This window comes from Cycloclasticus sp. P1, from assembly GCF_000299965.1.
Classification (GTDB): domain Bacteria; phylum Pseudomonadota; class Gammaproteobacteria; order Methylococcales; family Cycloclasticaceae; genus Cycloclasticus; species Cycloclasticus pugetii.
Window position 1 is genome coordinate 825,053 of the sequence record NC_018697.1, and the last position, 14,643, is coordinate 839,695.

Consider the following 14,643-nt stretch of genomic DNA (forward strand, 5'->3'; position numbering starts at 1 on the left):
GATTTATGTGTACCACTTGTGGCTGCGGTTCGACTGAAACAGTAAACCATCAACATACTAGCAAAGAGAATGCAACTGATACGGCTGATCTTCGATTGGTGCAATTAGAAAAGGATGTGCTGGGAAAAAACAAACGCTATGCAGCAAAAAATAGACAGTATTTACAGCAACATGAGATTTTTGCATTGAATATTATCTCCAGTCCAGGCTCTGGTAAAACTTCATTATTAACGGCAACGATTGATGCGTTGAAAGATCAGCTGGACATTAATGTGATTGAAGGCGATCAGAGCAGTCAACTGGATGCTGAGCGCATTCGCAATTCTGGCGCGAAGGCTATTCAGATTAATACCGGTAAGGGTTGTCACTTGGATGCTCATCAGGTGGGGCATGCCATTGAGGACTTAAACCCAGCAGATAAAGGCGTGTTATTTATCGAAAATGTAGGCAATCTGGTCTGTCCGGCACCATTTGATCTTGGCGAGGCCTACAAGGTCGTTATGCTGTCAGTAACCGAAGGCGAAGACAAACCGCTTAAATACCCAGATATTTTTTATGCAGCGGATTTGATGATCATTAATAAAACTGATCTGTTGCCCTATGTTGATTTCAATATGGATAAATGTGTCGAATACGCTAAGCAGATCAATCCGAACTTAATAATTATTGAACTCTCAGCGACAAAGGGCGATGGTTTAAGCGAGTGGGTGCAATGGATCAAGGCGCAACTAACATTAAAGGCTGTTTAGGCGCGTCACTGAAATTTATAACGAACATTGTGCATAACCCACAGTAGATGATTAAAACAATCAATTTTAATATTATTTAGCAGAACCTGTTGGAGAAGAGGCTAGAGCACCAATCACAAGAAAACTCATCACATTAGCCAAGCAGTTGTAAGTCCAACTGCAGACGCAGCCAATAATGGCAGTAGAACGCGCATCCCCAGCCCCGGGCCGCCAATAAAGCTGGCTAATAATGCTTTAACAAGCGTGTTTGACGATGCAGCAATAACAATGCCCAATGCGGCGAGGTTGACTGATAAATCGGTGGTACTCATTCTAGACAGTGCCAGGTTAATCGGGTCCACATCGGCAATGCCCGATATCATTGCCATCAAATAAATACCCGCTTCACCAAAATAATCAATCGCTGCCTTACTTAACAAGATGACGAGCACCAATAAAGCGCCGAAAAACAGTGCAGATTTTAGCTCTAGTGGATTAATCAAATGGGTCATCTTAGCGGGTGTCTGAGCGGCTTTTTTATGCCAGATGACAAGTGATGATAATAAAACCACAGCCATCATAACTGACATGGGAACCAGTAGTTTACTGAACAGCGCTGGATTGATAAGGCTAGAAACCAATAGAACACGAGGAAACATGGTGCCACAGGCAAGTAAGATACCTGCCGCTAGCAGGTTCCTCATGGTCTCTTGCTTTTGGGATAACCGAGCATAATGCAAGGTCAAGGCAGTGGATGATGCCATACCTGCTGCTAGTGCAGTTAAGATGACCCCTCTGCTTGGCCCAGCTATCTTCATCGCAAAATAACCGCTGAATGAAATGCTTGCGATGAGAACAACCATCCACCATATTTCATAGGGATTTAAAGCTTGCCAAGGCCCATAACCACGGTCGGGGAGGATAGGCAGAAGAACGACAGAAATAAGAAGAAGTTGCAAAGCGGCATGCAGTTCCTTTTTTTCTAGTTTTTTTAACCAGCCATGTAATGCCTCTTTATATCGTAATAATATTGCTGTCAGTACAGCGATAGATGCTGCCAGATCTACATGCTCTAGGGTAGCAAATACGCCCAATATAAAGGTCAGCAGCATTGTAATGAGGCTGGTAATGCTGGCATCTTCGCTATTGTTTCGCTGCACTGTATAGGCCGTTGCTACGGTGATAGAGAATCCCAAAAAAATAAAACCTAATACCATTGCATCAAGGTACTGTGACAGCAAACCAGCTCCGCCACCCAGAAGCCCTGTCAGACCATATGTTCGCAGGCCAGCTATCCTTTCACCGTCTTTTGCTTCACGGGATTTCCAGCCACGTTCGGCACCGATAAGAAGACCTATAGCTAGCGCTATGCCCATAAGCGTTATCTGTTTAGCATCAACAAAACCGTTCACTTTTTTTCTCCAGTGGCTGGCTTATAGAAGGTTGTAGCATGTATAAAGTTGGATTTTTCCATCACTCTCCTTTCATTTTTTGGAATGCGAGCCGCATCTGTTTTTCTGCCTCAATAATAGTAAACAGTGCGATACCAACCGCGATAATGATAAGACCGTCTAAGAAGGGGATAGACTCGGTGGAAAAAACAGTTTGTAGTAATGGCAAATAGGTAATAGCAAATTGTGCAATCGTTATGGAGATAACAACAGCCCAGACGACTTTGGTGCCGCGTACTCCCTGCCAAGTTAATGAGGCACTATAAATGTTTCGAATAAAAAACAGATGAAAGATTTCCATCACGACCAAGGTGTTTAGCGCGATGGTTCTTGCTAAATTGACTGAATAACCATTATCTATGGCGTAGCTGTAAGTGCCAAAGACGCCACAGAGAAACAAAAACGATACTAGTACGATATGCCAAAGCAAACCACCATTTAATAGTAGTTCATGACGTGATCGCGGTGGTCGCCGCATGGTGTTTTTCTCGGTGGGTTCAAACGCCAAAGCAATGCCCAGTGTTATGGCGGTAATCAGGTTAACCCATAGAATTTGAATCGGGGTGATCGGTAGCGTCATTCCCAAAAGCAATGCTAATACGATGGTCATGGCTTCACCGGCGTTGGTCGGTAGCGTCCAGCTGAGGACTTTTTTTAAGTTATCGTATACCGTGCGACCTTCGCGTACAGCGGCCACAATGGAAGCAAAGTTGTCATCGGCTAATACTAGGTCTGCTGCTTCTTTTGCCGCTTCACTGCCCTTTAACCCCATGGCAATACCGGCATCAGCTCTCTTTAGCGCGGGTGCATCGTTAACACCATCACCAGTCATCGCAACGGTCTTTCCGTGGGCTTGTAAGGCCATGACCAAGCGTAATTTATGCTCTGGGTTGGTGCGGGCAAATATATCGCATTCTAATATTGCTTGACTCAGTGCTGTGTCATCAAGTTCATCAAGCTCTTTACCGCTGAGGACTTTAGTCGTGTTTTGTAGACCAACCTGCTTACCGATGGCAGCAGCTGTTTTCGTGTGATCACCAGTAATCATTTTTACTTGGATGCCAGCATCATGACACTCTGCTACCGCTGTAATGGCGTCTTGTCTGGGCGGGTCAATCATGCCCAACATACCAATCAACGTTAACGAACCTGATACCTCTGCATGTTCTAATACTGTGTGTGCTGGTGAAGTGGGATTAACCGCAATCGCCAGTACACGTTGACCGAGTGCGGCAATGGCGTCTGCCTGCTCGCTCCAATAAACGGTATCTAAAGGTTCAGTGCCACCATTGGCGCTTCGTTGATTCGCGCACATGGCGAGCATACGTTCTGGCGCACCCTTTACATGTATAAAAGCGTGATGCTCATGATCGTGATTGAGTGTTGCCATAAACTGATGTTTAGCGTCAAAAGGAATGGCATCGGTTCGAGCCCAGCTAGCTTGTTCTTGACGGGTATTCAAATCCATTTTTCCGGCGAAGCTTAGTAGCGCGCCTTCCATTGGGTCGCCTTCAACAATCCAGGCCCCATTGTGTTCGCGCAGCGAGGCATCATTGCAGAGTATTGAGGCGCGGGCCAACTCTTCCAGTACGGCGTGTTGCGCTGGAGACACAAAAGCGTCCTCCAGCATGAGTGAACCTTTGGGTTCATAGCCACTACCTTCTAGGGTAAAAAGATGGCGGTGAGTGAGTACAGAGGAAACCATCATTTCATTGCGAGTTAGGGTGCCAGTTTTATCTGTGCAAATGACTGATACCGATCCAAGCGTTTCTATGGCAGGCAAGCGTCGTACGATGGCGTTGCGCTGAGCCATGGCTTGCACACCAATAGCCAAGGTAATAGTGAGGACTGCTGGTAGGCCTTCAGGAATCGCCGCCACAGAAAGCCCCACTACAGCCATGAATATCTCAGTAAAATCGTAATGTGCAACAAAGTAGCCGAATGCCAATAAGATCACAGCGATGACAAGAATCAAAATGGTCAGCCATTTGGCAAACACATTCATCTGTGTCACTAACGGTGTTGTTAGCGTTTCGATTTGCGATAGTAGTCCACTGATTCGACCGATCTCAGTGTCTGACCCTGTCGCCACTATCACCCCTTTGCCCTGACCACTAGTGACGAGTGTGCCGGAGTAAGCCATACAGCTACGGTCTCCTAAGGCGGCATTCTCGGCAACTAAGTGTGTGTGTTTATCCACTGGTACAGATTCACCGGTTAAAATTGCTTCTTGCACAGTTAATCCATGTGCGTTAATTATTCGAAGGTCAGCGGGCACTTTATCACCGGCCTCCAGTATGACGATATCGCCGGGAACCAATTGCTCGCCAGCGATATTGGCGCGCTCTCCAGCACGAATAACATTGGCTTGAGGCGCTAACATATGGCGGATGGCATCCATAGCCTGTTCGGCTTTTCCTTCTTGCATAAAGCCGATAATGGCGTTAACAACGACCACCGTCAAAATAACCCAAGTATCGACCCAATGACCTAGAAGGGCGGTAATTAGAGCAGCGCCGAGTAGTACATAGATAAGGATATTATGAAAATGCAGAAGAAAGCGTACCAAGGAGTTACGACGGGGTGCTTGTGGCATTCGGTTGGGACCATGGGTGGAAAAACGAGCTTCAGCGTCGATTTTAGTCAAGCCGTTTTGTGAGGAGCCTAGGGCCTCCAGTGTAAGGTCGGAGGAAATTCCATGCCAATTAGTCTTTGACGACGCACCTGTGTTTTTCATATTTGCCCATTGTTAGCGTATAAAAAAATATCAACGTTGGTAAGCACCTTATCTATCATCCTAACAGATCTTGTATAAACTGCTTATTGGAAAAAAATCGGTTCTGGTAAGTGGGAGTGGCCGGCAAAGTTTAATTTAATCGTTTTTCAGACACCGCATCGGATTCGCTATTATTTCAATCTATTTTCTTTTGTTCTTGAAATACCCCAGCTATACTATTTTCAGCTTGAGGTTTCTAAAACTAAGGTACATGGAAAGTTAAAATAATGAGAACAGTGGTTGTAGCGAGTACAATTTTTATATTCTGGTTTATGCTCTCAGGGCATACCGAAACGTTGTTGATCGGGTTAGGTGTTTTATCTACGGTGATCAGTGTCTATCTTGCAAGGCGAATGGATATTATTGATCATGAAAGTTACCCTTTTCATCTAAGTTTACGCTTGTTACATTATTACTTTTACTTGGGAGCGGAAATTATTAAATCTAATATTGATGTGGCGAAACGGATTCTGACGCTTGGGCCTGTTAATATTAGTCCGCAAGTTGTTACACTTCGCGCCAGTAAAGAAACTGACTTAAGTAAAGTTATTTATGCTAACGCGATTACGCTGACACCAGGCACTGTGACCTTGAAGTTATCAGACGATGAAATTGAAGTACATGCGTTAAGTAAAGAAGGCGCTGCTCATTTAAAATCGGGTGAGATGGCCAAGGCTGTTCCTGATATGCCAGAACACACTTTATGATGTACGCTGCCGCAACACTCGCCATTTTAGTTGTTATTTTATTGCCCTTGGTAAGAGCTTTACTGGGGCCAACGGTTTATGACCGTATTGCGGCAATGAATATGTTGGGCACTAAAACAATTTTATTAATTGCTGTCTATGCCTTTTTGACTGATCGACATGACTTGCTTGATATTGCGTTGGTTTACGCGCTGATTAACTTTATTGGCGTGGTTGCTGTTTTAAAATTAATTGAGCAGGGTAATTTTTATACTGAAGGTAAGACGGTAGTTAATAACGAACAGAAGATGAAAGAAAAATGATGATGGATATACTCAGCTGGGTCTGTTTAGCATTGGGTAGTTTTCTGGGTATTGTTGGTGGTATCGGTATACTGCGTTTCCCTGATTTTTATACAAGACTTCATGCCGTTGGTATTACAGACACCTTATGTGCAGGACTTTTTTTATTAGGGTTAGCTTTTCAGGCAGGCTTAACAATAGCCAGTTTTAAATTATTTCTAATTTTCGTGTTTATTTTTTTTACTAGTCCTACTGCCTCACATTCCCTCGCTAATGCGGCTATGTTGGGTGGGCTTAAACCTAAACTTTCAAACGACGACACAACGGATTCAAGCAAGTTGGGTGATGAATGATAGATAATGTTGTTGATATTATATTGCTCAGCCTTATTGCCATCCATGCGATTGCGATTATTCGTCTGAAAAGTATATTTACGGTCATCATGCTATTTGCTGGATTTAGTTTTCTATCAGCTGGTTTGTTTGTGGTTATGGATGCCGCTGATGTGGCTTTTACTGAGGCTGCAGTGGGTGCTGGTATATCGACGGTGTTGATGTTGGCAACGCTCGGGCTGACCTACTCACCCAAAGATATTAATAAAGAAGAAAAACGAGCAACACATAACCCATGGCTCCCTTTCATGGTGGTGTTAGTTACCGGTGCGTTATTAATTTATGGCACATGGGATATACCCGCATTTGGTGATTTGGCAGCACCGGCGAATCAGCACGTAGCACCCTATTACTTAGGTAACAGTTTATCTGATACAGGCGTGCCCAACGTGGTGACTTCGATACTAGCGAGTTATCGTGGGTTTGATACCTTGGGTGAAGTCACTGTTATTTTTACTGCAGGTATTGCAGTACTATTGTTGATTGGTGGCCGTCGGCGTAAACCTCAATTAGAGAAAAGAGACGATAACGGTGAAGCATAATTTAATTTTACGGGTTGTTTCAAAATTCCTTATCCCCCTTATTTTGCTGTTCGCACTTTATGTTCAGTTCCATGGCGATTTTGGCCCTGGTGGTGGTTTTCAAGCGGGGGTGATTTTTAGCGCAGCAATTATTTTATATGCGTTAGTCTTTGGCGTAGATAATGCAAAAGCAGTGATTTCACCGTATGTTCTTCGCCTTCTTGCCAGTTTAGGCGTATTAATTTATGCAGGAACGGGTGTAGCGGCATTAATCTTAGGTGGTAATTATTTAGAATACAGCGTGCTAGGGGCTACGCAAATAGCGGGTCAGCATCTTGGTATCTTGGTCATTGAGTTGGGTGTGGGTATCACCGTAATGTCTGTGATGTTGCTAATGTTTTTTACGTTTGCTGAACGCGGCAGACCAAACTTAAAATCAGAGCCTGAGTCAGGATTGGAATAAGTTATTTATGGAGATGATTCTTGGGCATTATAATTACTGGTTGGTCATTGTTATTATGATGGCTGGGTTTTATACCGTTATTAGTCATGGCAATTTGATAAAAAAAATTGTTGGCTTGAATATTTTTCAGGTCTCAGTTTTTTTGCTTTATATCAGCATTAGTAATGTAGAAGGCGGTGCGGTACCGATTATAGAAAAGGGCGTCGATCTTTACTCTAATCCCTTGCCTCATGTATTAATTCTGACGGCTATTGTGGTCGGTGTGGCAACAACTGCCTTGGGTTTAGCGCTTGTCATTCGAATCAAAGAAGCGTATGGCACTATCGAAGAAGATGATATTCATCGTCAGGATCAATCATTATGATAGAAAGCCACCTAAGTCTACTGTTAGTTGTTTTACCTTTAATGGCGGCACCTATTATAGCGGTGCTACCAAATGGCCGTTTGCCTTGGGCCGTTAGTACGATAGTGAGCTGGTCAGTTTTTTATATGGCGGCTTGGCAATTAATCAATGTCAGCACAGGGCATACGATCAGTTATGAACTTGGTGGCTGGGCTCCTCCTTGGGGTATTGAATACCGTATTGATGCGGCAAATGCACTGGTTGCCTTGGTGGTTTCTGGTATTGCTGCGCTAACCTTACCCTACGCATTAAAAAGCGTTATTAAGGAGATTCCAGAGAAGCAGCACGCGCTTTTTTATACGGCGTTTATGTTGTGTTTGACCGGTTTATTGGGTATTGCGCAAACAGGCGATATATTTAATTTGTTTGTCTTTTTAGAGATTTCGTCTTTATCATCATATGCATTAATAAGTTTGGGTAGGCAACGTCAGGCATTGACGGCGGCTTATCAATATCTAATTATGGGGACGATTGGAGCAACATTCTTTATTATTGGGGTGGGTTTACTCTATGCGATGACTGGCACGCTTAACATGGCGGATTTATCGCAACGGTTACCAGAGTTATATAACCATCGTACTATTCATACCGCTTTTGCATTTATTATGGTGGGCTTTGCATTAAAGTTAGCCTTGTTTCCATTACACCTTTGGTTACCTAATGCTTACACTTATGCGCCGACGGTTGTGTCTGTTTTTCTTGCAGCGACGGCAACAAAGGTTGCAGTTTATGTCATGTTACGTATGGTATTTTCAGTGTTTGGCTTTTCGTTTATTGAAAATACACCAGCGGATGAGTTGTTTATATTGTTATGCGTAATGGGTATTTTATCGATGTCATTTTATGCCATTTACCAGAAAGACAGTAAACGCTTACTGGCATACTCTAGTGTGGCTCAAATTGGTTATATGATGCTGGGTATAGGCTTAGGAAGTGTCCTAGGTGTTACGGCAACTATGGTGCATTTATTTAACCACGCCTTAATGAAGGGAGCTTTATTTATGGCAATCGGTACCTTAGTTTATAGAGTCAGTTCTAGTCGCCTTGAGCACTTTTCTGGGTTAGGTAAGCAAATGCCGTGGACCTTTGGGGCGATTGTGATAGGCGGGCTTAGTTTAATTGGCGTGCCCGGTACGGCAGGTTTTATTTCTAAATGGTATTTAGTACTGGCGGCGATTGAAAAACAGAATTGGTTTATTGTTGGTGTAATCTTAACGGGTTCGTTGTTGGCCGTTGTGTATGTTTGGAAGCTCGTTGAAGTACTGTACTTCAAAGTAGCTGATAAACCACAACAAGGGCAAATAAGTGCAACAGAGGCACCATTGATGATGCTAATCCCCATGTGGGTATTGGTATTGGCTAATGTGTATTTTGGTTTTAATACTGAGCTGACCGTGGGTACGGCAGAGCAGGCGGTTAAATTATTGCTTCCAGGTGCTAGCGAATGAGGTTGAATAAATGATCGGCTTAGCAGGCGAGCAAATAATCCAATTAGCTATCTTAATGCCGCTAGTGGCGTCAGTTTTAATTGTGTTAGCGGGTAAAAAACCTAATCTTCGTGAAGCAATAACACTCATTACAGCCGTGATGGTTGCTCTATTAGTGATGACACTTGCTGGCCAAGTGAACGCTGGTGAGCGACCAAGTTTTGATGTGTTTGAAGTGATTCCTGGCATCAATATTAGTTTTTCAGTAGAACCGTTAGGGATGTTGTTTGCCTTGGTGGCGAGTATTTTGTGGCTAGTAACCTCCATTTATGCGATCGGTTATATGCGAGGTCACCATGAAAAGAACCAAACACGCTTTTATGCCGCATTTGCCATTGCCATTGCTAGTACGCTAGCGGCAGCATTTTCTGGCAATATGTTTACCTTATTTCTTTGCTATGAAATATTAACGCTATCAACCTATCCACTTGTTACGCATGCGGGTACTAAAGAAGCAAAACGCAGTGGCCGTATCTATTTGGGTATTCTTTTGGGAACCTCTATTGGTTTTCAGTTGTTGGCTATTTTACTGACTTGGTCAGTAACGGGTACGCTTGATTTTAAAGATGGCGGTATTTTGGCTGGTAAGCTAGATCCTGCCTATGCTGGTATTCTGTATGCCTTGTTTGTTTTCGGTGTTGGTAAAGCGGCTATCATGCCATTCCATAAATGGTTACCTGCCGCGATGGTTGCACCTACGCCAGTCAGTGCTTTGTTACATGCTGTTGCCGTTGTGAAAACGGGTGTATTTGCGATCCTTAAAGTGACGATTTATATTTTTGGTAGTGATTTTATTACAAGCTCAGGAGCCAGTGATTGGCTTATTTGGTTTGCCGCAGTAACTATCTTATTGTCCTCATTGATTGCAATGACTAAGGATAACCTTAAAGCACGTTTAGCGTATTCAACCATCAGCCAACTCAGTTACATTGTATTGGGCGCACTGGTGGCTGTTGAGATGAGCTTAATCGGCGCATCTATGCATATTGCAATGCATGCATTTGCGAAAATCACCTTGTTTTTTGCTGCAGGGGCTATTTTAGTAGCAGCGCATAAAAAGGATATTAGTGATATGGACGGTTTAGGCCGTGTGATGCCGATCACTTTTGCCGCATTTACTATTGGCAGTTTGAGTATTATTGGTCTACCTCCTTTTGGTGGCATGTGGAGTAAGTGGTATTTAGCATTAGGTATGGTGCAAACTGAACAATGGGTATTGTTAACTGTTTTAATGCTTAGTTCATTACTTAACATCGCATATCTATTACCAATATCAGTGCGTGCGTTTTTTGCAAAACCTAAAGAAGGTGTGGTGTATACACAGATAAAAGAGGCGCCCATCAGTATGTTAATGGCTATAGGGTTTACATCACTCGCTTGTATCGTTTTGTTTTTTTATTCTGACCCATTTTATAACCTCGCTGTAGATGCAGCGACGGGTCGTTAGAGAGTACTTAATATGTCAAACAAAATTGAAGATGAAAAAACTTACTTGTTTGATAACCCACGCAATGTTTCGCGTCTGTTATTAGGCTTTTATATCATTTCTGCAGGGTTGTTTATTGCAGACTTCTTTGTTCATCGTCATACCGTTCACCCCTGGGAAGGCTTTCCAGGTTTTTATGCCCTATATGGTTTTGTGGCTTGTGTGTTGCTAGTTTTTATTTCTAAGGAAATGCGCAAGGTACTCATGAGGGATGAAGATTATTATGAAATGAAGGAAAAGAAAGATGATGTGGATAAGTAATTTACCACCCTTCATTCCTTTTTTTATTGCCGCGATATTGGTGCTGGTTACGCGTGGTCAGGTACGTAATATAATTCTACTTGCAACACCGGTTTTGGGTGGTTTACATTTATGGTTAGATGTACAACCGTTTGTACCAATGCAGGCAAGTGATACCTTAGTCAAAGCCACTGCATTATCATATCCATTAACCGTGTTTACGTATCAACTTGAGTTTATGCGAGTTGATAAGTTGAGTTTGTTATTTGGTTATTTATTTCATATTGCCAGCTTTATTGCCATCGTGTATGCCTTACATGTGCGGGATACCACGCAACAGGTGGCAGGGTTACTTTATGCAGGCAGTGCGCTAGGGGCAGTGTTTGCAGGGGATTTAATAAGTTTATTTATTTTTTGGGAATGCCTGGCATTAAGTTCAGTATTCTTGATTTGGGCTAACCGTACTGACCGTGCCATTCAGTCGGGCATGCGTTATTTGATATTTCAGGTAGCCTCTGGTGTGTTATTACTAGCGGGTGCTTTGGTCTATTACAATGAACATGCTTCATTGGCTTTTGATTATATTGGGCTTAATGGTATCGGCAGTTGGTTAATATTTTTAGCATTTGGTATTAAGTGTGCGTTTCCTTTTTTACACAATTGGTTAACAGACGCTTACCCTGAAGCGACCGCTAGTGGGACAGTCTTTTTATCTGCATTTTCGACTAAGCTTGCGGTATATGCTTTAGCACGTGGGTATCCTGGAACAGAGCTTCTGATTTATATCGGTGCTGTAATGGCCTGTTTCCCAATCTTCTATGCGGTCGTTGAAAATGATCTCAGGCGTGTTCTAGCGTACAGTATGATTAACCAGTTGGGTTTTATGGTGGTAGGTGTTGGTATTGGCACTGCTCTAGCGCTAAATGGCACAGTTGCACATGCCTTCGCGCATATCATTTATAAATCACTGTTGTTTATGTCAATGGGTGCAGTCATGTATCGTGTTGCTAACATTAGAGGCTCAGATCTTGGCGGCTTGTATAAGAGCATGCCCTGGACAGCAACATTTTGTATTATTGGCGCCGCCTCAATTTCTGCTTTTCCCTTATTTAGTGGTTTTATTGCAAAATCATTAATCATGGTTGCTGTGCTGAAAGAAGGGTATGAAGTAGTTTGGTTGATGTTATTGTTTGCAGCGGCGGGTGTATTCCATCACGCGGGTATTAAGGTACCGTACTTTGCTTTTTTCCATCATGATTCGGGAATTAGGGTTAAAGAGGCGCCGATTAACATGTTAATTGCAATGGGCGTTGCGGCTTTCTTATGTATATTTATTGGTACACAGCCACAATACCTTTATGCGTTATTACCATGGAAATTTGATTATTGGCCGTATGATTTGACACATGTATTGACCCAGTTACAGTTACTCTTTTTCTCTGCGTTAGCCTTTGTTTGGTTAAACAAAAAAGGCTTGTACCCACCTGAGCTACGCTCGGTTAATATTGATGTTGAGTGGACGTATAGAAAACTATTACCTGCAACAGCAAGGGCGAGTTATAAACTATTGGATCAGCTTAACCGTGTTGTAGTAGCCACTCTTCGTCAAAGTTGGGAAGGTGCTCAATCGGCTTTTCAAGCCAGTCGTTTATCTCAATATCATTTAGCGAGTAGCTGGCCAACCGGAAGTATGGTGTTGTGGATTGGCGTTATTTTAGGTGGATACCTATTAGCTGATATTTATTTTAAATAACAGCTAATAGGCTTATAACAAGAACTTAAAGTCTTTTTGCTATTGCCATAGGGTATCAACCCACAGTAGAAAACTTTCTCTGTACTCTAATCGTTTTGTTTTTTCCCAGCAGTTTTGACTTGCGTCTCATCGTGAGCACAACAGGCCAAGGTGCCGTATTATAAAAATAATAACGTAGATGAGTGTTCACTCATTTCGTTAATTAATAGGGCTGTTTGTTATACGCTGGCCCATTTCTTACGCCTACCGTATCTAATAATTACCTAAATATATCGTTTAAGACGATTTATAAAACACAGATTTTAAAGTGGAAGACTGTACATAAGGCACATTTATGGTGCGCTGCATGATGAAGGTTGCGCATATATAGTGCAGTAGCGTATATGGATTCTTAAATTTGAAAATAAATTTATTTAGACATTTATTATTCGAGTTAAGTATAAAAATATTTATTTTTAATAGATTGATTCTAAAGTCTTTTTTAATAAGAAGGTGTTAAAAAAAATAGGGTGGCATTGTAGTTGCTTTAAGTAAACTTAAAGTGCGACGTGGTGAAACTAATTCTACAGCACTAGAGGTTGGTAATCATTATTTAGACTATTTATAAAGGAGTTTGCAATGACACGTAATGAGGTAACTGAATTAATTATCTTACAAAAATCAGCCATGGGTTTTACCTGGTCTGAGTTAGCAAAAGCGATAGATAAGAGTAAAGAATGGACAACGGCGGCTTTATTAGGGCAAATGACATTAACGAAAGAGCAAGCTGAGACACTTGGTACGATGCTTAATTTGCCTGTTGATGCGACGACCCAATTACAAGTAGTTCCTTATAAGGGCTCCTTACCTACAGCCGTTCCAACAGACCCTTTAATTTATCGTTTTTATGAACTAGTTAATGTGTACGGAACGACGTTTAAAGAACTGATACATGAAGAGTTTGGTGATGGAATTATGAGTGCTATTGATTTCAGCATGGATCTTAAACGTGAACCAGACCCATTGGGTGATCGTGTGAATATTGTAATGAGTGGGAAGTTTCTTCCGTATAAAAGTTACTAATCATTTAATTAATTTGTAAAACTGGAGTATATAAAATGTCATATTTAGAGCCGAGTGAATTCGTTACAAAAATGGTGGATTCTGGTGAATCCAAAGTGTATATGTCGACAAAAGATACGTTTATTCGTGCTTTTATGGCCGGTGCTATTCTTGGGCTTGCCGCCATTTTCGCCATTACGGTTGCTGTGAAAACGGGGTCTCCATTAATTGGTGCTATTTTGTTCCCTGTGGGTTTTATCATGCTGTACTTAATGAAGTTTGATCTATTAACAGGGGTATTTACCTTAGTGCCATTAGCATTAATTGATAAGAGGCCAGGTGTCACCATCGGTCAAGTATTTAGAAACTGGGGGCTTGTGTTTATTGGTAACTTTGCAGGAGCGCTCACAACAGCGTTTATGATGTCGTTTATCTTAACCTACGGCTACAGTGTCGATGGAGGCGCTATTGCTGCCAAAGTCAGTACGATTGGTGAGTCTAGAACGTTAGGCTATAAAACACACGGTGTTGATGGCTGGTTTACGATTTTTATTCGCGGCATGTTATGTAACTGGATGGTTTCAATGGGTGTGGTTGGTGCAATGATTTCGACTTCTGCTACCAGTAAAATGTTAGCGATGTGGATGCCTGTTATGCTGTTCTTCTTTATGGGTTTTGAACACTCAATTGTTAATATGTTCCTGTTCCCATTTTCAATGATTATGGGTGGGGAGTTTACGTTTGTTGACTATTTAGTTTGGAATGAGCTGCCAACAGTACTTGGCAACCTAGCTGGTGGTTTGTGCTTGGTAGGGCTTCCACTATACTTCACTCATGTTAGAACCAGTCCAAATCGTTCTATATAATCATTTCCATTAAACAACTGATGGACCAAGGCCAGCCTAAGCTTAGGC

At 42.3% G+C, this 14,643-nt stretch carries 15 protein-coding genes; 13 read left to right on the plus strand and 2 right to left on the minus strand.

Going from position 1 to position 14,643, the window contains the following annotated elements; translation table 11 throughout:
- The first annotated feature begins 5 nt into the window (after positions 1–5).
- A complete protein-coding gene (gene hypB / locus Q91_RS04000; protein WP_015005602.1) occupies positions 6–749 on the plus strand; it encodes a hydrogenase nickel incorporation protein HypB in 744 nt (247 codons plus the stop codon).
- A gap of 128 nt (positions 750–877) precedes the next feature.
- Here hypB and Q91_RS04005 read toward each other — a convergent pair whose 3' ends face one another.
- Both Q91_RS04005 and Q91_RS04010 read right to left on the minus strand, forming a co-directional pair.
- On the minus strand, positions 878–2,140 hold the full coding sequence (locus Q91_RS04005) for an MgtC/SapB family protein (protein WP_015005603.1): 1,263 nt from the start codon (positions 2,138–2,140) through the stop codon (positions 878–880).
- 61 nt (positions 2,141–2,201) lie between these two features.
- Entirely contained in the window at positions 2,202–4,916 is a 2,715-nt protein-coding gene (locus tag Q91_RS04010; RefSeq protein ID WP_020932778.1) for a cation-transporting P-type ATPase, read from the minus strand.
- Between the two features lie 266 nt (positions 4,917–5,182).
- On the opposite strand from Q91_RS04010, the gene Q91_RS04015 reads away from it, so the two are divergent.
- The 12 genes from Q91_RS04015 to Q91_RS04070 all read left to right on the plus strand — a co-directional run bounded on the left by Q91_RS04015 (position 5,183) and on the right by Q91_RS04070 (position 14,595).
- On the plus strand, positions 5,183–5,662 hold the full coding sequence (locus Q91_RS04015) for a Na+/H+ antiporter subunit E (protein WP_015005605.1): 480 nt from the start codon (positions 5,183–5,185) through the stop codon (positions 5,660–5,662).
- Positions 5,659–5,964 carry a monovalent cation/H+ antiporter complex subunit F gene (locus tag Q91_RS04020; protein ID WP_016389583.1) on the plus strand — a complete coding sequence of 102 codons (306 nt, stop codon included), beginning with the start codon at positions 5,659–5,661 and terminating at the stop codon, positions 5,962–5,964. Before Q91_RS04015 ends, Q91_RS04020 begins: the two co-directional genes overlap by 4 nt.
- Positions 5,961–6,296 (plus strand): monovalent cation/H(+) antiporter subunit G, encoded by a 336-nt coding sequence (gene mnhG / locus Q91_RS04025; protein WP_041230487.1) that lies wholly within the window; start codon positions 5,961–5,963, stop codon positions 6,294–6,296. The genes Q91_RS04020 and mnhG overlap by 4 nt, the downstream gene beginning before the upstream one ends.
- Positions 6,293–6,877 (plus strand): DUF4040 domain-containing protein, encoded by a 585-nt coding sequence (locus Q91_RS04030; protein ID WP_015005608.1) that lies wholly within the window; start codon positions 6,293–6,295, stop codon positions 6,875–6,877. Before mnhG ends, Q91_RS04030 begins: the two co-directional genes overlap by 4 nt.
- Positions 6,867–7,319: a Na(+)/H(+) antiporter subunit B gene (locus Q91_RS04035; protein WP_015005609.1), complete on the plus strand. Its 453-nt coding sequence runs from the start codon at positions 6,867–6,869 to the stop codon at positions 7,317–7,319. Before Q91_RS04030 ends, Q91_RS04035 begins: the two co-directional genes overlap by 11 nt.
- Positions 7,320–7,326: 7 nt before the next feature.
- Positions 7,327–7,683 carry a cation:proton antiporter subunit C gene (locus Q91_RS04040; RefSeq protein ID WP_015005610.1) on the plus strand — a complete coding sequence of 119 codons (357 nt, stop codon included), beginning with the start codon at positions 7,327–7,329 and terminating at the stop codon, positions 7,681–7,683.
- Complete coding sequence (locus Q91_RS04045) at positions 7,680–9,170, plus strand: monovalent cation/H+ antiporter subunit D family protein (RefSeq protein WP_015005611.1); 1,491 nt, start codon at positions 7,680–7,682, stop codon at positions 9,168–9,170. The genes Q91_RS04040 and Q91_RS04045 overlap by 4 nt, the downstream gene beginning before the upstream one ends.
- 10 nt (positions 9,171–9,180) lie before the next feature.
- The gene (locus Q91_RS04050; RefSeq protein WP_015005612.1) at positions 9,181–10,656 is read left to right on the plus strand and encodes a monovalent cation/H+ antiporter subunit D family protein; all 1,476 of its coding nucleotides are present in this window, start codon (positions 9,181–9,183) and stop codon (positions 10,654–10,656) included.
- Positions 10,657–10,668: 12 nt separating this feature from the next.
- Entirely contained in the window at positions 10,669–10,956 is a 288-nt protein-coding gene (locus Q91_RS04055) for a hypothetical protein (RefSeq protein ID WP_015005613.1), read from the plus strand.
- Positions 10,940–12,688 carry a Na(+)/H(+) antiporter subunit D gene (locus tag Q91_RS04060; protein ID WP_016389578.1) on the plus strand — a complete coding sequence of 583 codons (1,749 nt, stop codon included), beginning with the start codon at positions 10,940–10,942 and terminating at the stop codon, positions 12,686–12,688. Before Q91_RS04055 ends, Q91_RS04060 begins: the two co-directional genes overlap by 17 nt.
- Before the next feature lie 618 nt (positions 12,689–13,306).
- Positions 13,307–13,750 (plus strand): cyanase, encoded by a 444-nt coding sequence (cynS, locus tag Q91_RS04065; protein ID WP_015005615.1) that lies wholly within the window; start codon positions 13,307–13,309, stop codon positions 13,748–13,750.
- Positions 13,751–13,785: 35 nt separating this feature from the next.
- On the plus strand, positions 13,786–14,595 hold the full coding sequence (locus Q91_RS04070) for a formate/nitrite transporter family protein (protein WP_015005616.1): 810 nt from the start codon (positions 13,786–13,788) through the stop codon (positions 14,593–14,595).
- Positions 14,596–14,643 lie beyond the last annotated feature (48 nt).

Bases quoted from the DNA above. Each gene is read 5' to 3' on its own strand.
- hypB (WP_015005602.1), top strand. From the start codon at position 6: ATGTGTACCACTTGTGGCTGCGGTTCGACTGAAACAGTAAACCATCAA.
- Q91_RS04030 (WP_015005608.1), top strand. From the start codon at position 6,293: ATGATAGATAATGTTGTTGATATTATATTGCTCAGCCTTATTGCCATC.
- cynS (WP_015005615.1), top strand. From the start codon at position 13,307: ATGACACGTAATGAGGTAACTGAATTAATTATCTTACAAAAATCAGCC.
- Q91_RS04060 (WP_016389578.1), top strand. From the start codon at position 10,940: ATGATGTGGATAAGTAATTTACCACCCTTCATTCCTTTTTTTATTGCC.
- Q91_RS04050 (WP_015005612.1), top strand. From the start codon at position 9,181: ATGATCGGCTTAGCAGGCGAGCAAATAATCCAATTAGCTATCTTAATG.
- Q91_RS04015 (WP_015005605.1), top strand. From the start codon at position 5,183: ATGAGAACAGTGGTTGTAGCGAGTACAATTTTTATATTCTGGTTTATG.
- mnhG (WP_041230487.1), top strand. From the start codon at position 5,961: ATGATGATGGATATACTCAGCTGGGTCTGTTTAGCATTGGGTAGTTTT.
- Q91_RS04070 (WP_015005616.1), top strand. From the start codon at position 13,786: ATGTCATATTTAGAGCCGAGTGAATTCGTTACAAAAATGGTGGATTCT.
- Q91_RS04055 (WP_015005613.1), top strand. From the start codon at position 10,669: ATGTCAAACAAAATTGAAGATGAAAAAACTTACTTGTTTGATAACCCA.
- Q91_RS04040 (WP_015005610.1), top strand. From the start codon at position 7,327: ATGGAGATGATTCTTGGGCATTATAATTACTGGTTGGTCATTGTTATT.
- Q91_RS04045 (WP_015005611.1), top strand. From the start codon at position 7,680: ATGATAGAAAGCCACCTAAGTCTACTGTTAGTTGTTTTACCTTTAATG.
- Q91_RS04010 (WP_020932778.1), bottom strand. From the start codon at position 4,916: ATGAAAAACACAGGTGCGTCGTCAAAGACTAATTGGCATGGAATTTCC.
- Q91_RS04020 (WP_016389583.1), top strand. From the start codon at position 5,659: ATGATGTACGCTGCCGCAACACTCGCCATTTTAGTTGTTATTTTATTG.